This is a genomic window from Rhodococcus sp. H36-A4 (assembly GCF_027158005.1).
In the GTDB taxonomy this organism is placed as follows: domain Bacteria; phylum Actinomycetota; class Actinomycetes; order Mycobacteriales; family Mycobacteriaceae; genus Rhodococcoides.
Window position 1 is genome coordinate 1 of the sequence record NZ_JAPVLQ010000003.1, and the last position, 23,449, is coordinate 23,449.

Annotated in this window: 29 protein-coding genes; 19 read left to right on the forward strand and 10 right to left on the reverse strand. The window is 60.9% G+C overall.

Annotated features, from left to right (window positions below; all coding sequences use genetic code 11):
* Positions 1-1,838, forward strand: a 1,838-nt coding sequence (locus tag O1W68_RS09045) for a thioesterase domain-containing protein (RefSeq protein WP_269302935.1), incomplete at its 5' end; no start/stop codon positions are given.
* A 134-nt stretch (positions 1,839-1,972) separates the two neighbouring features.
* A complete protein-coding gene (locus O1W68_RS09050; RefSeq protein ID WP_084348495.1) occupies positions 1,973-3,037 on the forward strand; it encodes an alpha/beta hydrolase in 1,065 nt (354 codons plus the stop codon).
* Positions 3,038-3,131: 94 nt separating this feature from the next.
* Here O1W68_RS09050 and O1W68_RS09055 read toward each other — a convergent pair whose 3' ends face one another.
* The 7 genes from O1W68_RS09055 to O1W68_RS09085 form a co-directional block, all read right to left on the reverse strand.
* Positions 3,132-4,100: an esterase/lipase family protein gene (locus O1W68_RS09055; RefSeq protein ID WP_269302937.1), complete on the reverse strand. Its 969-nt coding sequence runs from the start codon at positions 4,098-4,100 to the stop codon at positions 3,132-3,134.
* 151 nt (positions 4,101-4,251) lie between these two features.
* Positions 4,252-5,109 (reverse strand): ABC transporter permease, encoded by an 858-nt coding sequence (locus tag O1W68_RS09060; RefSeq protein ID WP_269302938.1) that lies wholly within the window; start codon positions 5,107-5,109, stop codon positions 4,252-4,254.
* On the reverse strand, positions 5,106-5,891 hold the full coding sequence (locus tag O1W68_RS09065) for an ABC transporter permease (protein ID WP_269303698.1): 786 nt from the start codon (positions 5,889-5,891) through the stop codon (positions 5,106-5,108). The genes O1W68_RS09060 and O1W68_RS09065 overlap by 4 nt, the downstream gene beginning before the upstream one ends.
* A 56-nt stretch (positions 5,892-5,947) precedes the next feature.
* Positions 5,948-6,991: an ATP-binding cassette domain-containing protein gene (locus O1W68_RS09070; protein ID WP_269302941.1), complete on the reverse strand. Its 1,044-nt coding sequence runs from the start codon at positions 6,989-6,991 to the stop codon at positions 5,948-5,950.
* Positions 6,992-7,125: 134 nt separating this feature from the next.
* On the reverse strand, positions 7,126-8,079 hold the full coding sequence (locus O1W68_RS09075) for a diiron oxygenase (protein WP_269302943.1): 954 nt from the start codon (positions 8,077-8,079) through the stop codon (positions 7,126-7,128).
* A complete protein-coding gene (locus O1W68_RS09080; protein WP_269302944.1) occupies positions 8,076-8,972 on the reverse strand; it encodes a prephenate dehydrogenase dimerization domain-containing protein in 897 nt (298 codons plus the stop codon). The genes O1W68_RS09075 and O1W68_RS09080 overlap by 4 nt, the downstream gene beginning before the upstream one ends.
* A gap of 36 nt (positions 8,973-9,008) precedes the next feature.
* The gene (locus tag O1W68_RS09085; protein WP_269302945.1) at positions 9,009-9,512 is read right to left on the reverse strand and encodes a hotdog fold domain-containing protein; all 504 of its coding nucleotides are present in this window, start codon (positions 9,510-9,512) and stop codon (positions 9,009-9,011) included.
* Between the two features lie 510 nt (positions 9,513-10,022).
* Between O1W68_RS09085 and rpsJ the strand changes: the two genes are divergently transcribed.
* From rpsJ to rpsQ, 11 genes are read left to right on the forward strand one after another with little or no spacing between them, the layout of a single operon-like run.
* A complete protein-coding gene (gene rpsJ, locus O1W68_RS09090; protein WP_003938093.1) occupies positions 10,023-10,328 on the forward strand; it encodes a 30S ribosomal protein S10 in 306 nt (101 codons plus the stop codon).
* 14 nt (positions 10,329-10,342) lie between these two features.
* Positions 10,343-11,008: a 50S ribosomal protein L3 gene (gene rplC / locus O1W68_RS09095; protein ID WP_269302946.1), complete on the forward strand. Its 666-nt coding sequence runs from the start codon at positions 10,343-10,345 to the stop codon at positions 11,006-11,008.
* Positions 11,005-11,682, forward strand: coding sequence for a 50S ribosomal protein L4 (gene rplD / locus O1W68_RS09100; protein ID WP_269302948.1), 678 nt, complete (start codon positions 11,005-11,007; stop codon positions 11,680-11,682). Before rplC ends, rplD begins: the two co-directional genes overlap by 4 nt.
* Complete coding sequence (gene rplW / locus O1W68_RS09105; RefSeq protein ID WP_027496310.1) at positions 11,679-11,984, forward strand: 50S ribosomal protein L23; 306 nt, start codon at positions 11,679-11,681, stop codon at positions 11,982-11,984. The genes rplD and rplW overlap by 4 nt, the downstream gene beginning before the upstream one ends.
* 39 nt (positions 11,985-12,023) lie before the next feature.
* Positions 12,024-12,863 carry a 50S ribosomal protein L2 gene (gene rplB, locus O1W68_RS09110; protein ID WP_136169584.1) on the forward strand — a complete coding sequence of 280 codons (840 nt, stop codon included), beginning with the start codon at positions 12,024-12,026 and terminating at the stop codon, positions 12,861-12,863.
* 13 nt (positions 12,864-12,876) lie between these two features.
* Positions 12,877-13,158 (forward strand): 30S ribosomal protein S19, encoded by a 282-nt coding sequence (gene rpsS, locus O1W68_RS09115; protein WP_008718309.1) that lies wholly within the window; start codon positions 12,877-12,879, stop codon positions 13,156-13,158.
* Positions 13,155-13,586 carry a 50S ribosomal protein L22 gene (gene rplV, locus O1W68_RS09120; protein ID WP_084348485.1) on the forward strand — a complete coding sequence of 144 codons (432 nt, stop codon included), beginning with the start codon at positions 13,155-13,157 and terminating at the stop codon, positions 13,584-13,586. The genes rpsS and rplV overlap by 4 nt, the downstream gene beginning before the upstream one ends.
* Positions 13,586-14,392, forward strand: a complete 807-nt coding sequence (gene rpsC / locus O1W68_RS09125; protein WP_088943003.1) for a 30S ribosomal protein S3 — start codon at positions 13,586-13,588, stop codon at positions 14,390-14,392. The genes rplV and rpsC overlap by 1 nt, the downstream gene beginning before the upstream one ends.
* 2 nt (positions 14,393-14,394) lie before the next feature.
* The gene (gene rplP / locus O1W68_RS09130) at positions 14,395-14,811 is read left to right on the forward strand and encodes a 50S ribosomal protein L16 (RefSeq protein WP_084348483.1); all 417 of its coding nucleotides are present in this window, start codon (positions 14,395-14,397) and stop codon (positions 14,809-14,811) included.
* Positions 14,811-15,056 carry a 50S ribosomal protein L29 gene (rpmC, locus tag O1W68_RS09135; protein WP_072806568.1) on the forward strand — a complete coding sequence of 82 codons (246 nt, stop codon included), beginning with the start codon at positions 14,811-14,813 and terminating at the stop codon, positions 15,054-15,056. The genes rplP and rpmC overlap by 1 nt, the downstream gene beginning before the upstream one ends.
* On the forward strand, positions 15,053-15,331 hold the full coding sequence (gene rpsQ, locus O1W68_RS09140; RefSeq protein ID WP_084348482.1) for a 30S ribosomal protein S17: 279 nt from the start codon (positions 15,053-15,055) through the stop codon (positions 15,329-15,331). The genes rpmC and rpsQ overlap by 4 nt, the downstream gene beginning before the upstream one ends.
* Positions 15,332-15,478: 147 nt before the next feature.
* Here the strand turns inward: rpsQ and O1W68_RS09145 are convergent, their stop codons facing one another.
* Genes O1W68_RS09145 through O1W68_RS09155 form a run of 3 tightly spaced genes read right to left on the reverse strand, consistent with a single transcriptional unit; the run spans position 15,479 to position 20,360 of the window.
* On the reverse strand, positions 15,479-18,652 hold the full coding sequence (locus O1W68_RS09145) for a helicase HerA domain-containing protein (protein ID WP_331283582.1): 3,174 nt from the start codon (positions 18,650-18,652) through the stop codon (positions 15,479-15,481).
* Positions 18,652-19,287 carry a hypothetical protein gene (locus O1W68_RS09150; protein WP_269302958.1) on the reverse strand — a complete coding sequence of 212 codons (636 nt, stop codon included), beginning with the start codon at positions 19,285-19,287 and terminating at the stop codon, positions 18,652-18,654. The genes O1W68_RS09145 and O1W68_RS09150 overlap by 1 nt, the downstream gene beginning before the upstream one ends.
* Complete coding sequence (locus O1W68_RS09155) at positions 19,284-20,360, reverse strand: DUF559 domain-containing protein (protein ID WP_269302959.1); 1,077 nt, start codon at positions 20,358-20,360, stop codon at positions 19,284-19,286. The genes O1W68_RS09150 and O1W68_RS09155 overlap by 4 nt, the downstream gene beginning before the upstream one ends.
* A 250-nt stretch (positions 20,361-20,610) precedes the next feature.
* On the opposite strand from O1W68_RS09155, the gene rplN reads away from it, so the two are divergent.
* The 6 genes from rplN (at position 20,611) to rplF (ending at position 23,448) form a co-directional block, all read left to right on the forward strand.
* A complete protein-coding gene (gene rplN, locus O1W68_RS09160; protein ID WP_084348479.1) occupies positions 20,611-20,979 on the forward strand; it encodes a 50S ribosomal protein L14 in 369 nt (122 codons plus the stop codon).
* Complete coding sequence (rplX, locus tag O1W68_RS09165; protein WP_084348478.1) at positions 20,980-21,297, forward strand: 50S ribosomal protein L24; 318 nt, start codon at positions 20,980-20,982, stop codon at positions 21,295-21,297. It abuts the gene before it with no gap.
* A 1-nt stretch (position 21,298) separates the two neighbouring features.
* Positions 21,299-21,871, forward strand: coding sequence for a 50S ribosomal protein L5 (rplE, locus tag O1W68_RS09170; RefSeq protein ID WP_084348477.1), 573 nt, complete (start codon positions 21,299-21,301; stop codon positions 21,869-21,871).
* A gap of 4 nt (positions 21,872-21,875) precedes the next feature.
* Positions 21,876-22,061 carry a type Z 30S ribosomal protein S14 gene (locus O1W68_RS09175; RefSeq protein ID WP_084348476.1) on the forward strand — a complete coding sequence of 62 codons (186 nt, stop codon included), beginning with the start codon at positions 21,876-21,878 and terminating at the stop codon, positions 22,059-22,061.
* A 434-nt stretch (positions 22,062-22,495) separates the two neighbouring features.
* A complete protein-coding gene (rpsH, locus tag O1W68_RS09180; RefSeq protein ID WP_084348475.1) occupies positions 22,496-22,894 on the forward strand; it encodes a 30S ribosomal protein S8 in 399 nt (132 codons plus the stop codon).
* 14 nt (positions 22,895-22,908) lie between these two features.
* Positions 22,909-23,448: a 50S ribosomal protein L6 gene (gene rplF / locus O1W68_RS09185; protein WP_269302963.1), complete on the forward strand. Its 540-nt coding sequence runs from the start codon at positions 22,909-22,911 to the stop codon at positions 23,446-23,448.
* The last annotated feature ends 1 nt before the right edge of the window (position 23,449 follow it).

The following is a 23,449-nucleotide window of genomic DNA, read 5'->3' on the forward strand; positions in this document are numbered from 1 at the left end:
TGGCGTCGGTGGATCCGGTGGGGTTGGTCGATCTTCGGGTTGTGGTGGTCGGTGGTGAGGCGTGGTCGTCTGAGTTGTTGGGTCGGTGGGCGGTCGAGCGTGGTGTCGGTGGTGGTGTTCGTGAGTTTTTCAATGGGTATGGTCCGACGGAGACGACGATTATGTCCAATATTTCGGATGCGTTGGTGGCGGGGGACGTGGTGTCGATCGGTGCCCCGATCCGCGGGATGTCCTCCCTGGTGTTGGACGGCGGACTCCAGCCGGTTCCGATCGGCGTCTCCGGTGAATTATATTTGGCTGGAATGCAATTGGCGCGCGGTTACCACCGCCGATACAGCCTCACTTCGGAGCGATTCGTAGCGAATCCCTTCGGTGCCGATGGTTCCCGGATGTATCGCACCGGCGACGTGGTGAGGTGGATCGGCGACGACCGCGGTGAGCCCATTTCGATCGAGTATGTGGGGCGCAGTGATTTTCAGGTGAAGGTGCGTGGTTTCCGGATCGAGTTGGGTGAGATCGATGCTGTGGTGACCTCGTATCCGGGGGTCGAGTTCGCGGTGACGGTGGCGCGTTCGGGGGAGCAGGGTGTGGCGGGTGCGACGGTGTTGGTGTCGTATGTGTTGCCTGCTGCGGGTTCGGATCTGGATGTGTTGGAGATTCGGGGGTGGGTGAAGGAGCGGTTGCCGCGTCATATGGTGCCTTCGCAGGTGGTTGCTCTCGATGAGTTGCCGTTGACTCCGGTGGGTAAGTTGGATCGTGCTGCTTTGCCGGAGCCTGCGGGTGTGGTGCGGGAGTTCCGGGCGCCGGTGTCGGAGTCGGAGCGGGTGGTGGCGGGTGTGTTCGAGGATGTGCTCGATGTCGATCGGGTGGGGCTCGATGACGACTTCTTCGAGTTGGGTGGCAACTCACTCATCGCAACGCAAGCGGTCGCTCGGCTTCGTAGGGTAGCTACGTCCGATGTTCGAGTGCAGTGGTTCTTCACTGATCGGACAGTCGAGGACTTGGCCAGGAGGATCGACGAATTCGATAGCGAGGCAACACATTCTGCCGGCGATGCACTCGGCATTCTTCTTCTGATTCGCGACCACGGAGATGTTGCGCCTGTATTCTGCGTTCATCCGATGCTCGGATTCGCATGGCCGTATGCGGGGCTGATGTCCTTCCTGGATGAAGACCGCCCCCTCTACGGACTTCAATCTCCGGGACTCTCGATGTCGGAGGAGGTACCGACTTCGATTCACGAGTACGCGGCCCGATACGTCGTCGAAGTCCGTCGTGTGCGTCCGACGGGGCCTTATCACCTTCTTGGATGGTCGCTCGGCGGTGTCATCGCGCATGCGATGGCAGCGCAGTTACGCGAAGCAGGGGACACGGTGACGTTGACGATGATGGATTCGGTGTTGCACATCGAACGAAGCGAGTTCGAGGCGGAGTTGAAGTCCTTACTCGTTCCGGTGGGCGTGATCGAGGAAGATGAGTCGACACCGACCGTACTGTCCACCGAACAGGCTACTCGGGCCGCCGCTGCCATCGTTCAAGGTCCGGTAGAACTATCTGTGGGACAGGTGCATTCGGTCTACAAGAGTGCAGTCGCGTCTCCTGGCCAGATAAACGACTACAAGCCTGCACGTCTCGATGTGCCGCTGCTCTACTTCACTGCGGGTAGAACGCATCCCGAGGATGTCGAGGCGGCCGCACAATGGACCGATCATGTAGTCGAGGTCAGGGAGGTCGTTGTCGATGCGGCTCACGAGGATATGACCGGTGCGGAGGCCCTCGCGCTGGTCGGGCCAATCCTGAACGCGTACCTGAATACGAGTGACGGGCGTAACGGGTGATGAGACAGACACGATAAACTCTGCGGCTAGTGCAGTGCGCGGGGGGGATCGACGTAGTTCCTGCGCGTCAGCAGGTTGCACGGCCGACAGCATTCCCACACAAGGGTATGTCCGACAAGTTAGGTAATCGATTTATGCGGAGAGTCAATTCACGTCCCTCGGCGAGGGGTGCCAAGTTAGCAGTGGCGGCCGCGGCAATGGCTCTGCTGCCGCTTGCCGCAAGTGGTTTCACGGCTTCGGCCGATCCAGTCACCGACAACGGAGACCTCTACGCCTACCCGAGCGCACCCAACGGCTCGAAGATAACCCACACCAAGGTCATGGACGATCAGCATTTGATTGTCTATGTCTATTCCGCTGCGATGGACAAGGAAGTGCCGCTCGACGTATGGCGACCGGCCGACACGAGCGTTCCTCGCCCCACTCTCTACCTCCTCAATGGAGCGGGCGGCGGTGAAGACAGCGCAACCTGGCGCTACCGCACGGATGCGATCGACTTCTTCGCAGACAAGAACGTCAACGTGGTCTCGCCAGTCGGTGGCAAGTGGAGCTACTACACCGACTGGAAGCAGGCCGACCCAGTTCTCGGTGTCAACAAGTGGACTACGTTCCTCACCGAAGAACTACCCCCGCTGATCGATGCAGGTCTCGGCACGAACGGCGTGAATTCGATTGCCGGTGTGTCTTCGTCGGGCACCTCGGTTATGCAGTTGGCGATCAATGCGCCGGGGCTCTACAAGGGTGTAGCCGCATACAGTGGTTGCGCTCAGACCAGCGATCCGATCGGCCAGCAGTTCGTCAAGCTCACCACCGAAACGTGGGGTGGAGGCGACACACTGAACATGTGGGGGCCGCCCACCGATCCGATGTGGGCCGACAACGATCCTTATGTACACGCTGAAGGCCTTCGCGGCCTCGAACTCTACATCTCCAATGGCAACGGATTGCCCGGGCAATACGACAACCTGAATGGTCCCGAGATCAACGGGAAGCCCGGCACCCTGGCGAACCAGGTCATCGTCGGTGGAGTCATCGAAGCTGCCACGAACTACTGCACCCACAACATGGCCAACCGTTTGGGCGAGCTGGGTATCCCTGCCACGTTCAACTTCCGTGATTCCGGGAGCCACTCGTGGGGTTACTGGCAGGACGATCTGAAGAACTCGTGGCCCGTACTCGCACGGTCGCTCGGGGTCTGACAGCAGAGATCCACAGAATAAGAAAGGCCCCATCCGAGAAATCTACGGATGGGGCCTTTTTCATGTCGGCGGGAAATATACCGCTACTGTCCTGTCAGGAACACGGTGCTGCGTTCTCGGTCGAGAAGGTCGGATCGAGCGCGGATTGGACGATGTAGGTAACGCGGTCATCGAAGGTCAAACCTTGATGCGGAACTACGTTGGACTCACAGCCGTCCTGAACCCACATATTCCGGACCTCGGCTGAACCGCTCGGATCGAGGAAAGTTCTCTCCGGAGGTGTGACGACTTTGTCGAACTTGGTGCCCACTACCGTGTACCGCACTCCCGGTTCGACTTCGCCGCCTGCATTGAGTCGTTGCAGGGTGGGAGAGCCGATCAATTGCTGACGACCGGCAGTGCCGAGTCCGGTCAGGCCGAAAAGTATTTCCGAGATGATCGTCTGATCCAGTCCAGCAGCGGCGAGGATCAGGTACATCTGCTCGATACCACCGAAGTTGGTCCCATGATTGGTGCCACCCAGCGTCACCAGGTTCTCAACCTTGCTGCTGGAAGGATTGACATCGTCGACACCACCGTTGAACTTCAGATACTGGCGGGCAACGGTTCCGCCCTGCGAATGACCGACGATGTCTACCTTCGGCGCGCCCGTTCGAGCAAGTACCGCGTCGATGAACGTAGCCAAACGCGCTGCCGATGCCGGTATATCTCCGAGACCCCAGATCACTTGGTCGGGGTCGAGTAACGTCCGCACGGCACCGTAGTCGAGTGCGTACACGCAGTAGCCTTCGGCGGCTAATGCAGGCGCCATTGTTTGCCACGTCGTGGCCATATCCACACCGGTGCCATGTACGAGTACGACCGGAAGGGGGTGCGCTTCGGATGGGACGCATGACCAGTCGTTCGCGCCTGCCGGAGCCGGTCCCATGTCCGAGAACTCGGGCGGCAACGGGGACCCCGAAATATCGGCCACTGCAGACGGCGTCGCCACTGCTGTACTGCCCAACGAGATCAACGCCGCGGACGCGAGAGCTATGGCGACCCTGCCTCTGTGTTTCGGCACGTACAACGACCTTTCGTTCGGTTCTACTACTGGAAGGTAGCGCTCAAAGCAAAAACCAGAGGCGAGGTTCGTCTCCGGTTCGTCTCTCACGATAACAGCGCCGGGTGCAGCTGAAACAACCTGAAAGTGTAGATAAGTGAACTTTTACCTACTATCCAGTCTCGGCCGCACGCTTGTATCCCCGGATTGCGGGGTACAGAAATACCGCGACCATGCCCACCGCCCACGCGAGTGTCTGCAACACCGGAACCAACACCGGCCCACCCAGCGATAGGCCGCGCATCGCATCTACCGCGCACGACATGGGCTGAGCAGCTACGACGGGCTGGAGCCACGGTGGGTACGCAGCGACTGGAACGAATCCGGAATTGAAGAACATCAGCAACGTGCAGCCAATAGAGACGACCTCCACGAGAGGAGTTTGACCAGCGACGGTGGCGAGGAATGTCACCATCACCGCAAAGCCGATGCCGAACGCAATCGGTAGCAACAAGAGTGCAATAGCCGAAGGAATGCCCTGGTTGAAGCGGAAACCGATAACCATCCCCACCGCCACGATGACGATCGTCGTTGCAAACACCCGAATAGCTTCGGCCATCATGCGACCGACCAGACCGGACGCTCGGTGGGTGGGCGTAGTCGCGAACCGACTGAGCAAACCGCTCGTCTTCTCGCCCTTCAAGCCGACGGCACTGACAATCGATCCGAACATCGCACCGACCAGCGCGATCATAGGAACCGTCCCGTACACGCTCGGTGAGCCCGTCGCGGCGGAGATCGAGTTGCCGAGCACGATCCTGAACATGAGGAGCGTCAAGGCAGGGTAGAGCAGTGCCTGAATCATCGTCGACGGATCGCGAGTCCATCGGATGAGAAGCCGCTTGCACTGAATCAGACTGTGCGCCCATAGTGCGCGGGCAGAATTCTCGGCATAGTCGAGGGTCGGCTCCGGGAACGTCAATCGGCTAACCGGCGGGGTGTTACCGGGCGCGATGGATGAGGCAGTCATGAGCGCCTCGAACTAGCCCACATGGCCAGGGGAATGAATACCGCCAGCAGGCCAAAAATCCAAATGAGCGAGGGAAACAGTACGTGGAAACTGACACCGCCCTCGGCCATGTCGCGCATCGAGAACGAAAATTGGGAGATCGGCTGATTCCGCACCCAGGGTCGGATCCATTCGGGAAACCCCGATTCGGGAACGAAGCCGCACGAAGCCATCCCGAGGATCAACTGGGGAAGCGTGAGCATTTGGCTGGTCGATTCCGGACTCTTCGACAGAGTGCCGATCGCGTCTGCGCCGATCGAGAGCATCGTGCTGATCGCCAACGCGAACGCGCAAAACAGGACGGCCTGTCCCAACCCCGCGCTGAAGCGGAAGCCGATGACGTAACCAAATGAGAGGGCAGCCGTCAGCGACACCACCGATCGGACGACTCCGGACGAGATCCGTGACACCAGCGGCACTGCGCCTACTACTGGCATGGTCTGCAATCGCATATTGAGCCCACTCAACGATTCGGACGAAGCACGTTGCGACGCTGAGATCGCTGTGAACGCCATCGCCTGGAGCACGATGATCGGCATCAAGAACTGGGCGTAATCGATACCCTGAAGTTGCATGACGAACTTGAGTGGCAAGTAGAAGCCGACGGTGAAGATGAGCGGTGCAATGACCGCCACCACGAGCTCGCCGTGGCGCATCATTGTCCATACCGACCGAGCCGTCAGGACCTGCCATTGCACGAAGCCGGACGGCCGGCCCTGTCGTCGGACCGAGGTAGTGGACATCGAAGAACCGCTGACAAGGTCCGAACCGGATGCACGCGTGCGCGCACTCGTCGCCGTCATCGGTACTCGACTTCTGATCCGGCCCGGGCAACCGGTGGCCTCGGAGGCCCGGTGTCGGTAGAGACCGGTACCTCGTCGTCACTCGAATGCGAGTGTCCGGTCAGAGTGAGGAAGACATCATCGAGCGAGGGGCGGCGAAGTGCGATGTCGGCGAGAGCGATTCCGGCGGTGTCGATGCGCCGCAGGATTTCGGACAAAGTTGCCGCACCGTCCGGGGCAGGGACCGAGAGCTGAACCGCTTCCGGACCGAGGTCGACGCGATTGGCGGGGGGAAGGAGTTCGCCGAGCACGTTCGCCACATGCTGCAACTGCGACGGGTCGAGGGGGACTACTTCGCAGTAGCTGCCGCCAGTTCGAGCCTTCAACTCGTCCGAGGTCCCCTCAGCAATGACGGTGCCCTTGTCGATGACGATGATGTTGTCGCTCAATACATCGGCTTCTTCGAGATATTGAGTGGTGAGGAGAACGGTGATCCCCTGTGCTTTCAACGCTTCCACGAGCGACCAGACGCCTTGGCGACTTCGCGGATCGAGTCCCGTGGTCGGCTCGTCCAGAAACACCACCTGGGGACGTACGACGAGACCGCACGCGATATCGATTCGCCGACGCATTCCACCGGAATAGCCCCGCACGGGTCGCTTGCCGGTGTCGGCCAGATCGAACTCTTCGAGAAGTGCAAGTGCCCGCGTCTTCGATGCCTTCTTGTCCAATCCCATCAGACGGCCGAACAATTCGATGTTCTCTCGGCCTGACAAGGTGTCGTCGAGCGCCGCATACTGGCCGGTCATCATGATCGACCGACGCACCGATGCGGCATCGGTGACGACGTCGTGTCCGGCGACCAGAGCTCGTCCCGTATCCGGGCTGAGCAGTGTCGAGAGGACCTTGACAACGGTGGTCTTACCGGCGCCGTTCGGGCCGAGGATTCCGAGAACCGTCCCTTTGGGTGCCGAGAAACTGATCCCGCGGAGCGCATGAACGTCACCGAACGATTTGTGGACGTCCTCCACAAGTACAGCTACGTCCTCGGATAAGGGCATCGATACTCCGTGCGGTCGGTTCTGGAGCGGGCAGAAGGGCAGTGGAGCAAATTGTGAGGGGCATCCTTCACGTCACTCATCGGGTGCACCCCGCCGAAACGTTACCTGCCGGTTGCTCCAACGCAATTTTGCGTCTAAGCCCAATCGATACCGATTTCGTCTTCTACGTCGAGTTTCCTGCACAATGATCGAATTCCGCCGTAGTCCTGAACCAATTGCTTGCGACTGCCGTCCGTCTCGACTTCACGCAGCATAAGATCCCCGCCGACGATGCCTTCTTGGTGGAGAATCGCAGACCAAGTCGAGAAATCGGTGCTGGAAAATGCGTCCATTCCGTCGGCAAGACCGTCGAGAAATATCCGACGATCTCCCGAATTCAAGGATTCGAACACAATGGCGGCCATCTCGTCGGCGATCGACGCATGGCAATACTCGTCTCGATTGTGTAGCGCGACAGTGGCGCGATTCACCGGTTGGATGATGTCGTCGTCTTCGATCAGATTCAGGTAGGACGTAATCGATATCTCGGCCACCGTCATGAATGCCAGTGAATTGAGAGAAGCGTCGTTGGAATCGACCGCACTCGCCTGAGTGGCGTGCCTTCTGCGGACTGTGCCGCTGAGTGGAAGGCACCGATCCGGCAGTGCCCAGCCCCTCTTGCGGCGCGTCAGCGCGCTCGCATTCAGGTGCATGAGTGTGTGGTACTGCTCGTCGACCATGGCTTGCGTGACGGCGATCGCCGTCACGTCGCCCATGCCGATGTCGAACGCATCCTGAGCCAGCAGGGCAAAGCCCGGATGTACGACATGCTGTTCCACGTCCATGACGTTCTTGTTGAAGGCGATCCAACCCCAAGCTCGCAACTTTGCTCTGGTGATGTCCGAAAGAGTGCGGTAAACGTCGTGGTCGGCGAACGGAATCAATGCCTCGGGGTAGTCGTGCTTCGAGGTGTCGAAAAGATCGTCGAGGTCGGGTTCGCTCTTCTTGACAGTGGCACGCTTGCTCCAGTTGCCCGCCAGTCGTGACACGACGGCACTCTCTACGACGTCGTCCGCGTCGAAGTCCGGTAATGACGGCTTCTCGATCATGATCGATCCCCCTCGTGTGCGGTACCACGAACGATACCGAAAAGACGTGTGCACAGAGCCTGGTAAGCAGTGTGGTTCGGCACGGCTGTGCCGGCCTGCGCCACGAAGGATCTGAAGTCGGTCTCGGACTCGGAGGAGACGATCTCGTCCAATTCTCGGAGCGATTCGGCGAGCGCGGTTCTGGCACGCCCGGCGTAGGGGTTACCTGCCTGAACATCCCAGTACACCTCCGGCTCACCGCTGGCGACGCGATCGACAAGAGCGAGCAGCGTGGTAGCCGGCGGTGGAGCGAGAGAATCGATCGATCTCGGGTCCACTTCCAGCTTCGCCAGAGCCGAACCGAAGGCCAACACAGTGGCGTGGGTCAGCGCCTGTGTCGCCGCGGCCAGTCGATCGTGCTGGTCGGCGTCGACGCGCACGACTCGACCGCCCCAGCCGGAGATTCGGCCGAGAAAGTCCTCGACTCCGCCGCCGCCGCGATGGACCACGGCGGCCACTGGGCGGCCGTTCATCCCGAGAGATGGAGCGAACATGGGGTTGATGCCCACAATCGAGCCGGGTGGGTCGGCACCGGCAACTTTTTGGGCGAACGCCGACTTGACGGACAGAGTCTCCACCAGCAGTGAGCGCGCGCCGAGTAAGGTCAATTCGCTCTCGAACGCCACCGATTCGGGTACCGCTAGTACGACAAGCGGCGTGGCTCGAAGCACCGCTCGTACTTCGGCGTCAGGGTGGACGATGTCGCCGATGAGGTGGTCGATGCCGGGACTTGCAGTGGTCGGGGCGACCGGGTCGAGAGTGAGCACCGTGTCGCCATCCGCGGCCAGTAGGGAGGCGATCAATCGGCCGACCTCACCGCTGCCGCCGATGACCACGGCATCGAACCTCTTCATACGAGCAGTATTGCCTCTTCCGGTCTCCGGCATCACTCAACGGTTGCGGGAGATCCACACCGTGATGTCGGCGTGCACCACCTCGAGTCCGTGTGCATCGGTCACGGATACGGGAACGACGAGATCGAACCCGTCTTCGATGTAGTCGTCGATCGCGTCGAAGTCGGGAAGTTCGGCCAACTCTGCGATAGCAGTCAACGATGTGGTGGCTTTCGCCAGATAGCGGACGTTCATCTCCTTGGGAATCCAGCGATGGGTCGTCGGCACGGTCGCCTCGGCGAGCATTCCCATGGCCGCTTCGGCGAGATTGCATGCGGCGATGGCGTGAAAGGTCCCGAGATGGTTTCGGATTCCCCACCACTTCGGGGCCGTCACGGTGCATTTGCCCGGAGCCATCGAGCGAACGCGGGGGAGAACAGAGCCGAAATAGGGCACGCGCACACACATCGCGAGCGAGAACACGGCCGATCCTATTGAGTTCCGTGGGAGCCGTAGCCAGGCGCGATAGGTGAGTCCGGTGTCGGGCAGCGTCGAATTCATGGTCCGACCTTACTGTTCGGTAAGTTCCTTCGGAAAACGAGTAGTGAATGTGCACCAGGCCTGATTTGTGCTCGAGTCATGTCTGCGGCATACTGGTCGGGTTGCCTGGACACGGGACGCGGTCTTTCGCGGCCGCACCTGGGTGAGTAGTTCCAAGCAGTTGGATCAAGTGTTACGAAAATGCAGCACGAAGAATCAGCACTCCGAGTGAGTGCGTCCGGTTCTGCAGCTTCGAAAGCGAAGACCCCCGGGTCGAAGATGACGAAGCAACGGTCGAAATGTGAGTAGAAATACGACACGCCCGACCGCGTGGACCGGAGAACCATGACAGATGAACAGCGGCAACGGATCGGGTAACGCCCGATCGCCAACGTTCGGTTTGTCGTGTGAGCACGAAGGCAGTTCGAGTTCGACGGCTCCCGAGTCGGCCGGACTCGGGGACTGTGCATACGAGGTGGAGCAGGCCGAACGGCCGGTTCTACGACAAGCGGCAAGAAAAGGACACTAAGCGTGGCGGGACAAAAGATCCGCATCAGGCTCAAGGCCTACGACCATGAGGCGATCGATGCGTCAGCACGCAAGATCGTCGAGACGGTCACCCGTACGGGTGCCCGCGTCGTCGGACCGGTGCCGTTGCCGACCGAAAAGAACGTGTACTGCGTCATCCGTTCGCCCCACAAGTACAAGGATTCGCGCGAACACTTCGAGATGCGTACTCACAAGCGGCTCATTGACATCCTCGACCCGACGCCGAAGACGGTCGACGCGCTCATGCGCATCGATTTGCCTGCCAGTGTCGATGTCAACATCCAGTGAGCGCGGAGACAACGATGACTGATAACAAGAATCGGCCTGCAACAGGAATTCTGGGCACCAAGCTCGGAATGACCCAGGTCTTCGACGAGAACAATCGCGTCGTTCCGGTGACCGTGATCAAGGCAGGCCCTAACGTGGTCACCCAGATCCGCACCATGGAGCGCGACGGCTACAGCGCCGTCCAGGTCGCATTCGGTGCCATCGACCCGCGCAAGGTCAACAAGCCGATCACCGGCCAGTTCGACAAGGCAGGTGTTACGCCACGTCGTCACATCGTGGAGTTCCGCGTTGCCGACGCCTCCAAGTTCGAGGTAGGCCAGGAGCTCACTGCGGCAGTGTTCGAGGACGGCGCATACGTCGACGTCACCGGCACCAGCAAGGGCAAAGGCTTCGCCGGAACCATGAAGCGTCACGGCTTCAAGGGTCAGGGAGCAAGCCACGGTACACAGGCTGTGCACCGTCGCCCAGGATCCATCGGAGCCTGCGCTACTCCCGGCCGCGTGTTCAAGGGAAAGAGCATGGCCGGACGTATGGGCGGCGATCGCGTAACCACGCAGAACCTCTCGGTCCACAAGGTGGACAGCGAGAACGGGCTTCTGCTGATCAAGGGAGCAATCCCGGGCCGTCGCGGCAACGTCGTGATCGTCAAGTCTGCATTGAAGGGTGGTGCACGGGCATGACCAGCCTCGACAAGAAGACCGAAACCAACTTGACGCTGAACGTCAAGGAGCTCGGCGGTAAGACCAACGGAACCGTTGATCTGCCTGCCGCAATCTTCGACGCGCCTGCCAACATCGCGCTCCTGCATCAGGTCGTTGTTGCGCAGCTCGCAGCAGCTCGTCAGGGAACCCACTCCACGAAGACTCGTGGCGAGGTTCGCGGTGGCGGCAAGAAGCCATACCGTCAGAAGGGAACCGGTCGCGCCCGTCAGGGCTCGACGCGTGCACCTCAGTTCGTCGGCGGCGGCACGGTCCACGGACCGAAGCCGCGTGACTACAGCCAGCGCACACCCAAGAAGATGAAGGCTGCCGCTCTGCGCGGTGCCCTCTCTGATCGGGCTCGCAGCGAGCGCATTCACGTCATCACCGAACTGGTTGCCGGGCAGGTTCCTTCCACAAAGGGTGCCAAAACGTTCCTCGCCGAGCTCTCGGACCGCAAAAAGGTCCTGCTCGTCGTCGGCCGCGAAGACACCGCAGCGTGGAAGAGCGTCCAGAACCTGGACGGCGTGCATCCCATTGCACCCGACCAGCTCAACACGTACGACGTGCTCGAAGCTGATGACGTCATCTTCAGCGTGGAAGCGCTGAATACGTTCATCGCAGGTCCTGCGAAGAACGAGGAGGATAGCAAGTGACCACCATCGCCGATCCCCGCGACATCTTGCTGGCGCCGGTCATCTCCGAGAAGTCCTATGGACTGATCGAAGAGGGAACGTACACCTTCCTGGTGCACCCGGACTCGAACAAGACGCAGATCAAGATCGCCGTCGAGAAGATTTTCGACGTCACCGTGACCAGCGTCAATACGATGAACCGTCAGGGCAAGCGAAAGCGGACCCGATTCGGTTACGGCAAGCGCAAAGACACCAAGCGCGCGCTCGTAACGCTCTCCGCCGACAGCAAGCCCATCGAGATCTTCGGAGGTCCGGTCGCGTAAGCGACTGGGACTCTTCGGATATAGAGGACGAGAAGACTCATGGCAATCCGTAAGTACAAGCCGACCACTCCGGGCCGTCGTGGTTCGAGCGTCTCCGATTTCGCGGAGATCACTCGCAGCACGCCCGAGAAGTCGCTGGTTCGCCCCCTGCACGGTCGCGGTGGACGTAACGCACACGGTCGTATCACCACCCGGCACAAGGGTGGCGGACACAAGCGCGCGTACCGTCTGATCGATTTCCGTCGCAACGACAAAGACGGCGTGCCGGCCAAGGTCGCTCACATCGAGTACGACCCGAACCGCACAGCCAACATCGCATTGCTGCACTTCGCAGACGGCGAGAAGCGCTACATCGTCGCACCCAAGGGCATCGTCCAGGGGTCACCGATCGAATCGGGCGCCAACGCCGACATCAAGCCGGGCAACAACCTGCCTATGCGCAACATCCCGACGGGTACGACCATTCACGCGGTCGAGCTTCGTCCGGGCGGCGGCGCAAAGATGGCACGTTCTGCCGGCGCGAGCATCCAGCTCCTCGGTAAGGAAGGCGCCTACGCCACGTTGCGTATGCCTTCCGGTGAAATCCGTCGCGTCGACGTGCGCTGCCGCGCAACTGTCGGCGAGGTCGGCAACGCCGAGCAGTCGAACATCAACTGGGGCAAGGCCGGCCGCATGCGTTGGAAGGGCAAGCGCCCCTCCGTCCGTGGTGTCGTGATGAACCCGGTCGACCACCCGCACGGTGGTGGTGAGGGTAAGACCTCCGGTGGCCGCCACCCGGTCAGCCCGTGGGGACAGGCCGAAGGCCGTACCCGCAGTAGGAAGAAGGCGAGCGACAAGCTCATCGTCCGTCGTCGCCGTACCGGCAAGAACAAGCGCTAGGAGGGAGTTCAGAATGCCACGCAGCCTGAAGAAAGGCCCGTTCGTAGACGATCACCTCCTCGCGAAGGTTGACGTCCAGAACGATAAGGGAACCAAGCAGGTCATCAAGACCTGGTCCCGTCGCTCGACAATTCTCCCCGACTTCATCGGACATACGTTCGCGGTGCACGACGGCCGCAAGCACGTGCCGGTGTTCGTATCCGACTCGATGGTCGGACACAAGCTCGGAGAGTTCGCACCGACCCGTACGTTCAAGGGTCATATCAAGGACGACCGGAAGGCGAAGAGGCGATGAGTAAGACCGAAACCGCCAATCCGACTGCCAACCCGACCGCAAAGGCAATCGCGAAGCACGTTCGCGTGACGCCGATGAAGGCTCGTCGTGTCGTGGACATGGTTCGCGGGCGCTCCGTAGAGGACGCGCTCAACATCCTGAAGTTCGCGCCACAGGCAGCCAGCGAGCCGGTCGCCAAGGTGATCGCTTCAGCAGCGGCGAACGCAGAGAACAACCTCGATCTCGATCCCAGCACGCTGATCGTGGCGACTGCATTCGTCGACGAGGGTGCGACCCTCAAGCGATTCCAGCCGCGCGCTCAGGGCCGGGCATTCCGGATCCGCAAGCGCACGAGTCACATCACGGTGATCGTCGAGAGCCTGCCCAAGACCGGCGGAACGAGTCGTAACCGTCGTAAGGGCCAGGCGTCCAAGGAAGGGGCTCAGTAGTGGGTCAGAAAATCAACCCGCACGGCTTCCGCTTGGGTATCACCACTGACTGGAAGTCGCGTTGGTACGCAGACAAGCAGTACTCGGAGTACGTCAAGGAAGACGTCGCGATCCGCAAGCTTCTTGCCACCGGCATGGAGCGCGCGGGTATCGCGAAGGTCGAAATCGAGCGCACCCGTGATCGTGTCCGCGTGGACATCCACACGGCACGCCCGGGAATCGTCATCGGCCGTCGTGGCGCCGAGGCGGACCGCATCCGCGGAGCTCTCGAGAAGCTGACCGGCAAGCAGGTTCAGCTCAACATCCTCGAGGTCAAGAACGCCGAGTCCGAGGCTCAGCTCGTGGCACAGGGTGTTGCCGAGCAGCTCAGCAACCGCGTCGCTTTCCGTCGCGCCATGCGTAAGGCCATCCAGTCGGCCATGCGTCAGCCGAACGTCAAGGGCATCCGTGTCCAGTGCTCCGGCCGTCTCGGCGGCGCCGAGATGTCCCGGTCGGAGTTCTACCGCGAAGGCCGTGTGCCGCTGCACACTCTTCGTGCGGATATCGACTACGGGCTGTACGAGGCCAAGACCACCTTCGGTCGTATCGGCGTGAAGGTCTGGATCTACAAGGGCGACATCGTCGGTGGCAAGCGCGAGCTCGCCGCTGCAGCTCCGGCTGCCGGCGGACCCGAGCGCCCGCGTCGCGAACGTCCGTCACGTCCGCGTCGCTCAGGTGCCTCGGGCACCACCGCGACCAGCACTGAGGCCGGTCGCGCTGCATCCGCCGAGGCTCCGGCCTCGTCCGAGCCGAAACAGGAGGGCTGACGATGTTGATCCCACGGCGGGTCAAACACCGCAAGCAGCACCACCCGCGACGTTCGGGTGCCGCCAAGGGCGGAACCGCTGTGACGTTCGGTGACTACGGCATTCAGGCTCTCGAGCCCGCCTACATCACCAACCGTCAGATCGAGGCTGCTCGTATCGCGATCACTCGCCACATCAAGCGTGGCGGCAAGGTCTGGATCAACATCTTCCCGGACCGCCCCCTCACCAAGAAGCCTGCCGAGACCCGCATGGGTTCCGGTAAGGGTTCACCCGAGTGGTGGATTGCGAACGTCAAGCCGGGTCGTGTGCTCTTCGAGCTCTCATACCCGGACGACACCGTTGCGCGTGAGGCTCTTACTCGCGCCATCCACAAGCTGCCTATCAAGGCACGCATTATCACCCGGGAGGAGCAGTTCTGATGGCTACCGGAACCCCAGCCGCAGAGCTCCGTGAGCTCACCGGTGAAGAATTGGTCAACAAGCTGCGCGAGTCGAAGGAAGAGCTCTTCAACCTTCGCTTCCAGATGGCGACCGGACAGTTGGACAACAACCGTCGCCTGCGCGTAGTACGCCACGAGATTGCTCGTATCTACACGGTGTTGCGTGAGCGCGAGCTCGGTCTGGCCACCGGTCCTGCCGAGGACACTGCAGGTGACGCGGCATGAGCGAGGAAAAGACAGTGACTGAAACACGCAACAACCGCAAGATTCGGATTGGCTACGTCGTCTCCGACAAGATGGAGAAGACGATCGTGGTCGAGCTCGAAGACAGGGTCAAGCACCCTCTCTACAGCAAGATCATCCGTCGCACCACGAAGGTCAAGGCTCATGACGAGAACGGTGTCGCCGGTGTAGGCGACCGCGTTCAGCTCATGGAGACCCGCCCGCTGTCCGCCACGAAGCACTGGCGTCTGGTAGAGGTTCTCGAAAAGGCCAAGTAAGTAGCAGTACACAACAAAGCCCCCGTTCGCTGTCGCGGACGGGGGCTTTGTTGTGTGTAAGCGAGCAAGCGGATTCACGGTAGGCCGCGCACAACGGCACTGTTGTCTTCGTGGGCTGACGTTTTCAGCGCAACCGGTCCGACTGCCTCATCCTCGTGCCAAGAGGATGACCTCCTCTTCGGTCGGTGGACTCTTCGGGTGATACGACAGGCACAGCCTGGTTCTGGTGCGTACGAACGAGGATTCCTCGACCGCCGCATAGAACTCGCCGGCGGGAAGTTTGCCGATGTCGGGGATTGTGCCGCCCTTTACCCGCGCAACTTCCTTGGCAGCCTCGATTTGTACCGGTGCGTTGAGGCGACCGTAGAACTGTGTGCCACAGTTTCCGGGAATCTTGTTGTTGAGACCCTTCGGTGCCTGGGTCGCGAAGACCATCCCCAATCCGTACTTCCTGGCCTGCGACACCAGCGCAAGAGTGCTGTGGAGGCAGATCGTCATTCGGTCCGACGGGGCGAAGTTCTGAGCCTCGTCGAGCACGAACAACCCACCGAGAGGCCTATCGCCGGCCGGGTTCTTCTTGATCCATGCGAACAGCGCCATCTGCAGCTGATTGACGAAGTTCTCCTTTTGCGATGCCGTCGTCAGCCCTGACATGTTGATGACCGAGATTCGCGCGCCCTTGCCTGTGCTGGGAGTGAGCAGCATCCCCGGATCCGCCGATGACCCCGCACCACCGAATAGGGGATCGGTGGTCGTGGACGCTTTCAAGTTCTCTGCGAGGTCGGCAGCAATCTTCACACCGTTCTTGAGGGTGCTGGCACCGTCCGGGAAGTTCTCGAGGAGGTCGATGAAATCTTCCAGGTTTCCCTGAGAGCGGTGGCCGAAGTCGACCAGCGCTTGACGAAGTACTGCCATCATCTGTCGACTCTTGGCCGTTCCGCCTACTGCCATTGCCTGCGGAGCCAACGACGACAAGGCACTCTCCACAGCGGAGTCGAACTCGTCGGGATCGTCGATGACCTCCGCAAAATTCGGCAAAGGCTGAAAACTCAACGCTCGACCGGCACTACGGCGAGGTGTCCATACGACCACCTCGCTGTTGGAGAAGTAGTCCGAGGCCTTGGCTTCGTCGTCACCCGTCCAAGTGCGAGCATCGCTGGGCCACTCGACGCCCAGTCTCGACAGGTCGTTGTTGGGATCGAGCACGATTGCCGAGACGCCTTTGAGTGCGCACTCCTCGAGAAGGCGACGGATGAGAACCGTTTTGCCAGAACCGGAACCGGCGAAGATGGCGGTGTGCTTACGCAGTGTCTCCAGTTCGACACTGACCTCGGGACCACCTTCTGTCGGTGTTCCCAGTGGAATCGCCGTGTCCGAAAGCGGCTGCGCTGGTGGCCCCGACACGGCCGGTGCCGGAGCCTGTTCTCCGCTTCGCGCATCAGTGGCGGTAAACAGGCCGGGCTCGGTAGCCGGTGGGCGAACGACCGTAGTTGCTACAGCTGCTTCGTCGAGAACCGGCGTCGCCGGAAGTACATCGCGGAACAGGGCGATCTTGTGAGCGGGCTGCCTGGCAACCAGCCACGCCTGCAGGTTCTCGTCCTTCTCGGAGGCGAGGGCTTTCAACGCGGACAGCGCGAGGACATCGCTTTCGGTGAACGAGACGACGATTCCGCCCGCATCCTCGAATGCTTGCACCGTTTTTGCGGTCTTGGGCCCACTCGGCCAGGGTGCAGACCGGAGGATCACCAGTCGTCGCTTGTCGGTCCCCTGCGTCAATCCAGCAGCAGTGCATGCCTTTTGGATCCTATTTTGGACGGAGATCGGATGGGTAGCGGCAATCGCGCGGAATCCCCAGTGCTCTTGATCGTCCGTGACGTCATCCAGGACTCGCCGTACCCGCCCGTGAAGGGACGGTTTGCGCCCGGGTTCGGCGTCGCGAGTGAACTTGTGCTCTACCGTGCCGGTTTCGGTGATCCAGGCGTCGAGTCCAGCACCGAGCAGTGAAGGCACAGTGTCGTCCTCGTCGTCGGCGTCGAGTGCCGAGAGATCGGCTACGGCGAGCAGCTCCGCGAATCGGGCATCGAGTTTTGCGAAATCGCCTGGGGGAGGAGGTGGCGTTGCCGGCGGCGTGACGGCTGGGTTCAGGGTTTCAAGTTCGGTGATGTCGTTGTTGCGTAGGCAATTTTGGATGTGATCATCCACGATGCGCAGCAGAGTCCGCGGATTGTAGAGATTCACATCGTCGAATGCTTCGGGCGCGACGGGCCACGTCGGATGTGGAGGAGTGAATCCAGCCTCTTCGTATCGGGCGGCGAAGCGTTTGGCGACGATTTCGACGCCGATCTCTCTCGTCGGAATCTGATGCAGCGATTCGGCCACGTGGAAGCGGTCTTTGACCGACTCGACCGTGTTGTCAGCGATGAAAGTCCAAGCGCTGGGTAGTAGTGAAATGACCGCTACGGTGCGAACGAGGTTCTGCCGCAACCCCATCAGGCCGTGAGCGATACTGTCGAGCTGGGTGCCCTGTTCTGTAGTGAAGACCCCTTTCGGGTCGCTCTGCATACGCGACTGCGCTATGAGGGTGTCGATCTGATCGACAGCAACAACAGTGGGAGCGCTCAGCGAAAGCAGCCACGAAATATCGACGGCCACTTGCTGTGAGGTCAGCACGGCATTGGGGAGACCCCAGTACGTCCGCTGTTCGTGGTCGAGTGCATCGTTCGACCGCAGGAACGCGTCGCCCAGATCCTGCAGGTCGAAGTCAGCGCTCGCTGCCAATACCAGTGCCCGCAGTGTGTGACGCGCTTGTTTGAGGTCCGGGTACTTGCGACGCAGTCGATCGATGAACTGCGTTATCAGCTCGGGGCTGACGGTGCGCTCGCCCTGCAGAGCTCGGCATTCCATGCGGCCGAGTCCGACGTCGGTGCCGAGATCCCAGAGCAGCTTCTCGAGTTGGCTGTCGAAACCTGGTGTCGGTCTTTCGATGTCGGTGAGTATTCCGTGAAGGACCGAGTCCCAGAAGACCTTCTCGTCGAGCAATTCGATCAAGAAGAAGTATCCGCCGGCGCTTTGAACCTTCTCACGAACCTGGCCCAACATGTGAGTTTTTCCCGACCCGGCGGCGCCCTGGATCACCACTCCCAATGGCTTCGAGGTCGATCGCTTGTCGGCTTCGTCGAACGATCGCATGACACTGCTCAGTGAGCTCTCGTTCATTCCACCGACGTGAAGTTCGTTCGTGCGCCAGACGTCGTCGGGAGTGGGGGCCCAGGTCAGTTGAATGGAGGAGAGTGCTGCGTACTGCTCGGCGTCCATGGCCATCAGCGGTCGATCTTCATCATGTGACGCGACTGACCGCCGATATGGAGTGCTGCTGTGCGGTCGTCATCGGTCAAGGTCGCCTGGTTGGCTTCGGGAATCAGGTTGATCTTCTGGGCACGGTAGAGCGAACTCAGAGCCGCGTCCAGCACCGATCGATCCATGGCCGGCAGAGCCACGCGAAGTCGCGTCAGCGAGACCCATGCACGCGGCTCACTGGCAAGGCGGTGATAACTGTCGCGAACCAGGCTTTCGGGATCGATGCTGGCGTGCTTCTGGGTCGTGCCCGCTGTAGCGGGCAGGAACACCTCGTTGGGTTCGATCCCGACGCGATCGAAGTATCGCCGCATTGCGCGCAGCAGTGTGTACAAAGTCTTGCCGCCACTGCGGCTTGCCTGTGACGGGGTGGGAGCGCCGAACTCCTGGCTTCCGCGGGCCCATCCCGTGTCCGTGAGGTCGACAACTATTCCGCGGCCGACCTTCTCGACCCCGATCAGTTGGGCTCCGAGCAGCTTGTCCCGTGACTTCGCGCTCAGTTCGGAGCCGAGGGCCTTCAGCTCCGTGAGCTTCAGTGGCCGAGATTCCGCCATCAATACGAGCAGTGTTGTCCGTTCGACGAATGTCAGCTCGGTTGTCACTGGTGTGATCCTTCTTTCGTGGCAGTAAGTATGTTCGGATCGGAGTCTCGGATGATGCGGTGGCGGTACAGCGCAGCCTGTATCTCGTCGACAACCTGCCATACGTCTGCATGTACTCGCTCGTTGGGAATCCGCAGGACCTCGAAGCCCACGCCACGAAGAATCTCGTCACGCTTGTCGTCCTTGGCTTTACTCCATACAGACCGATGTTCGTGGCCGTCCAACTCGACGGCGAACAAGTCTTCGAGCCACACGATGTCGAGGAAGTACTTCTGCGCGATGTCGTTGTACTGGAAAGGGTGATTGAGTCGCCGATTCGTGGCCCACGAACGCTTGGAAAGCTCTCGGTCGACGCTCTTCTCGACGTCGCTGCCCGGGTGAGGCCTTCCAGCGACGGCCCAATACTCGACCGCGGGCCTCGTTCGAGAGCGCTGGCCGGTGTCTTCCACTTCGAGTAGTTCCCGTGGCAACGTCACGAACACGCTGGACAGTCGGTCGACGGTGGGCACTGGATTGTCGACGAGCCATACGGCGAACCCGCGGGCGGCCAGCCACTCCGACGCAGCCGCGAGGGCACGCTGCTGCATCGATGACAGCTCGTCCGAATCCAACAGAAGCGCGACCTGCGCACGTTGCCAACTGGCACCGAGGATGCCGGCCAACCCTTCCGCCACCTCGGCGTCGGAGAACTGACGTCCCACTACTTTGTTTTTGTTGCCGAGGGATCGTTCGGCGAGATCCGCCAGGAACGGGCCGTAGTGATCGCTCGTCGCGGCCAGCCGACGCGCGTGGATCCGAACCGCCGCGAAATCCAGCGAGCTGCAACCGGTGATCGACGATGCGTCGGGCAACCACGCAGGGAACAGTTCGATCGCGATCGTAGTCAGCGCCGAGAGCACCTGCTCGATCACAGCGGCCTGACGGTCCCTCGGCCCGACATGAACGCGAATCAAGGCAGCGGCCGTGTCCGACAGATCCTCGAGCGCGACCGCGATCGCATCTCCGGGTGCGCCCACGAGGCATACGGCTCGATCGAGGGGGAGACCCCACGTGTCGACGTGTCCAATTGTCATGCCACAGTCACCGGTTCCCTCCTGCGCTGCGCATACACATCGAGAAACCATACCGGTGGTCCGTTTCTCTTCTCGCATCCAGCTGCCTCTTTCGGGTTCACCGATTTGGACTCCTTCAGCTGTTTCCCCTACACTTGACCGGTTGCCCGAGGCAGCAGTGTGTCTTCGTGCCACTGCCGTTCTGGCAGCCGACCGCGCGCGTCGGGACGGAAATCCGGCGCGTAAGTAAATCCAGGTCTAGGAGAAGTTAGTGATTCAGCAGGAGTCGCGAGTACGCGTCGCTGACAACACGGGCGCGAAGGAAATCCTTTGCATCCGCGTTCTCGGTGGCTCGTCACGTCGCTACGCCGGAATCGGCGACATCATCGTAGCTACGGTGAAAGATGCCATTCCCGGTGGAAACATCAAAAAGGGCGAGATCGTCAAGGCCGTCATCGTCCGCACCGTCAAGGAGCGCCGCCGTCCGGATGGCTCGTACATCCGTTTCGACGAGAACGCTGCCGTGCTGATCAAGCCGGACAACGATCCCCGTGGAACCCGCATCTTCGGCCCGGTCGGCCGCGAGCTGCGCGAGAAGAAGTTCATGAAGATCGTTTCGCTCGCCCCGGAGGTGCTGTAAATGAAGGTGCACAAGGGCGACACCGTTCTCGTGATCGCAGGCAAGGACAAAGGCGCGAAGGGCAAGGTCATTCAGTCCTACCCGGACAATGACAAGGTTCTCGTCGAGGGCGTCAACCGCATCAAGAAGCACACTGCGGTTTCCTCCAACCAGCGTGGCGCGTCTTCGGGCGGCATCGTCACACAGGAAGCCCCGATCCACGTATCGAACGTTGCAGTAGTCGATTCGGACGGAAACCCGACGCGTGTGGGTTACCGGACCGACGAGGAGACCGGCAAGCGCGTTCGGATTTCCCGGAAAAACGGGAAGGACATCTGAGATGACTACCACTGAGAACACCGCGGGCGTACAGCCCCGCCTCAAGGCGCGCTACCGCGCCGAGATCAAAGACGCCCTGAACACCGAGTTTGCATACGAGAACGTCATGCAGATCCCCGGTGTCGTCAAGGTCGTCGTCAACATGGGCGTCGGCGACGCCGCCCGTGACGCCAAGCTGATCAACGGTGCAGTTGCCGACCTCGCAGCGATCACCGGTCAGAAGCCGGAGATCCGCAAGGCTCGCAAGTCAATTGCTCAGTTCAAGCTCCGCGAAGGCATGCCCATCGGCGCCCGCGTCACACTTCGTGGCGACCGCATGTGGGAATTCCTGGACCGGTTGACCTCCATTGCCCTTCCCCGTATCAGGGACTTCCGCGGCCTCTCCGGCACGCAGTTCGATGGCAACGGAAACTACACGTTCGGCCTCAACGAGCAGTCGATGTTCCATGAGATCGACGTGGACCAGATCGATCGTCCGCGCGGCATGGACATCACCGTGGTGACCACCGCAACCAACAACGAAGAAGGCCGTGCGTTGCTCAAGCACCTCGGCTTCCCGTTCAAGGAGAACTGAGTCCATGGCGAAGAAGGCATTGGTCAACAAGGCCAACAAGAAGCCGAAGTTCGCGGTGCAAGGTTACACACGTTGCAACCGCTGCGGCCGTCCCCGCGCAGTATTCCGCAAGTTCGGCCTGTGCCGAATTTGTGTCCGCGAAATGGCACACGCAGGAGAACTTCCCGGCGTTCGCAAGAGCTCCTGGTGATCTGAGGCCCTCGGGCCTCGTTCGACCACGTCGATGGGTGTGGGTTCCGTTTCAGGAACCCACACCCATTTTCTGTTTACCCAGCAGTAGGCATCTCCGGGACCGCATCATCGAGTGACACGTCGGCTCGATTTGGAATTGGAAGCTCACGTGTCTACACTTAACCGGTTGCCCGGGTCCCGTCGTGTCTGCACACGGCCCGAGCAGCTCGAGTTTCCAGCATGTTGCTAGAGACACTCGACAGTGCACGTGCGCGCATCGGATGTGCCATCGACTCGTGCATTGCCGGGAGCGCAACCCCTGACCGGCAACAGTCGGTCAGGACATGTTCACTTCGCTGTAGGCCCACGATGTGACGAGTCAGGCCCTGTACGGGGCACCAGCTCGCGCGTGCTGCATGGGAACCGCTACGAGAAAGGTGCACAGGTCACACCATGACGATGACCGATCCAATTGCAGACTTCTTGACCCGTCTGCGCAACGCCAATTCGGCGTACCACGACGAGGTGAAGCTTCCCCACTCGAAGTTGAAGGCGAATATCGCCGACATCCTCAAGCGCGAGGGCTACATCGCAGATTTCCGCACTGAGGACGCCGAGGTGGGCAAGACCCTCATCGTCGACCTCAAATACGGACCCAGCCGCGAGCGCAGCCTCGCAGGCATCCGTCGTATCTCGAAGCCCGGTCTTCGCGTATACGCAAAATCCACCAATCTGCCCAAGGTTCTCGGCGGCCTGGGCGTGGCGATCATCTCCACGTCCACAGGCTTGCTTACGGAGCGTCAGGCGGCCAAGCAGGGTGTGGGCGGAGAAGTCCTCGCCTACGTCTGGTAGGGGAGGCCACCACCATGTCACGTATTGGAAAATTGCCGGTCACGGTCCCCGCGGGCGTTGACATCACGATCGACGGGCAGAACATCGCGGTCAAGGGCCCCAAGGGTGCCCTCGAGTTGACGATCGCCGAACCCATCCAGATTGCCCGGTCGGAAGATGGCACTCTCGCTGTCACCCGTCCGGACGACGAGCGTCGTAGTCGCTCACTGCATGGCCTTTCGCGCACCCTCGTCGCAAACCTCATCACCGGTGTCACCAACGGTTACACCACCAAGATGGAGATCCACGGCGTCGGCTACCGCGTTGTGGTGAAGGGCAAGGACCTCGAGTTCGCGCTCGGTTACAGCCACCCCGTGCTGATCGAAGCACCTGAGGGCATCACGTTCACGGTCGAGTCGCCCACGCGATTCACCATCATCGGCATCGATAAGCAGAAGGTCGGCCAGATCGCGGCCAACGTCCGTCGTCTGCGGCGCCCCGACCCGTACAAGGGTAAGGGCATCCGCTACGAGGGTGAAGTTATCCGCCGCAAGGTCGGGAAGACGGGTAAGTGAT

Coding starts and splice junctions, on each gene's coding strand:
- O1W68_RS09065 (WP_269303698.1), bottom strand. CDS start 5,891: ATGTCCACTACCTCGGTCCGACGACAGGGCCGGCCGTCCGGCTTCGTG.
- O1W68_RS09085 (WP_269302945.1), bottom strand. CDS start 9,512: ATGAATTCGACGCTGCCCGACACCGGACTCACCTATCGCGCCTGGCTA.
- O1W68_RS09175 (WP_084348476.1), top strand. CDS start 21,876: ATGGCGAAGAAGGCATTGGTCAACAAGGCCAACAAGAAGCCGAAGTTC.
- O1W68_RS09145 (WP_331283582.1), bottom strand. CDS start 18,652: ATGGCCATGGACGCCGAGCAGTACGCAGCACTCTCCTCCATTCAACTG.
- O1W68_RS09080 (WP_269302944.1), bottom strand. CDS start 8,972: ATGAAGAGGTTCGATGCCGTGGTCATCGGCGGCAGCGGTGAGGTCGGC.
- rplP (WP_084348483.1), top strand. CDS start 14,395: ATGTTGATCCCACGGCGGGTCAAACACCGCAAGCAGCACCACCCGCGA.
- rpsQ (WP_084348482.1), top strand. CDS start 15,053: ATGAGCGAGGAAAAGACAGTGACTGAAACACGCAACAACCGCAAGATT.
- rpsH (WP_084348475.1), top strand. CDS start 22,496: ATGACGATGACCGATCCAATTGCAGACTTCTTGACCCGTCTGCGCAAC.
- rpsS (WP_008718309.1), top strand. CDS start 12,877: ATGCCACGCAGCCTGAAGAAAGGCCCGTTCGTAGACGATCACCTCCTC.
- rpmC (WP_072806568.1), top strand. CDS start 14,811: ATGGCTACCGGAACCCCAGCCGCAGAGCTCCGTGAGCTCACCGGTGAA.
- O1W68_RS09060 (WP_269302938.1), bottom strand. CDS start 5,109: ATGACTGCCTCATCCATCGCGCCCGGTAACACCCCGCCGGTTAGCCGA.
- rplE (WP_084348477.1), top strand. CDS start 21,299: ATGACTACCACTGAGAACACCGCGGGCGTACAGCCCCGCCTCAAGGCG.
- rplC (WP_269302946.1), top strand. CDS start 10,343: ATGACTGATAACAAGAATCGGCCTGCAACAGGAATTCTGGGCACCAAG.
- O1W68_RS09075 (WP_269302943.1), bottom strand. CDS start 8,079: ATGATCGAGAAGCCGTCATTACCGGACTTCGACGCGGACGACGTCGTA.
- rplD (WP_269302948.1), top strand. CDS start 11,005: ATGACCAGCCTCGACAAGAAGACCGAAACCAACTTGACGCTGAACGTC.
- rplV (WP_084348485.1), top strand. CDS start 13,155: ATGAGTAAGACCGAAACCGCCAATCCGACTGCCAACCCGACCGCAAAG.
- O1W68_RS09070 (WP_269302941.1), bottom strand. CDS start 6,991: ATGCCCTTATCCGAGGACGTAGCTGTACTTGTGGAGGACGTCCACAAA.
- O1W68_RS09050 (WP_084348495.1), top strand. CDS start 1,973: ATGCGGAGAGTCAATTCACGTCCCTCGGCGAGGGGTGCCAAGTTAGCA.
- rplX (WP_084348478.1), top strand. CDS start 20,980: ATGAAGGTGCACAAGGGCGACACCGTTCTCGTGATCGCAGGCAAGGAC.
- rplF (WP_269302963.1), top strand. CDS start 22,909: ATGTCACGTATTGGAAAATTGCCGGTCACGGTCCCCGCGGGCGTTGAC.
- rplB (WP_136169584.1), top strand. CDS start 12,024: ATGGCAATCCGTAAGTACAAGCCGACCACTCCGGGCCGTCGTGGTTCG.
- O1W68_RS09155 (WP_269302959.1), bottom strand. CDS start 20,360: ATGACAATTGGACACGTCGACACGTGGGGTCTCCCCCTCGATCGAGCC.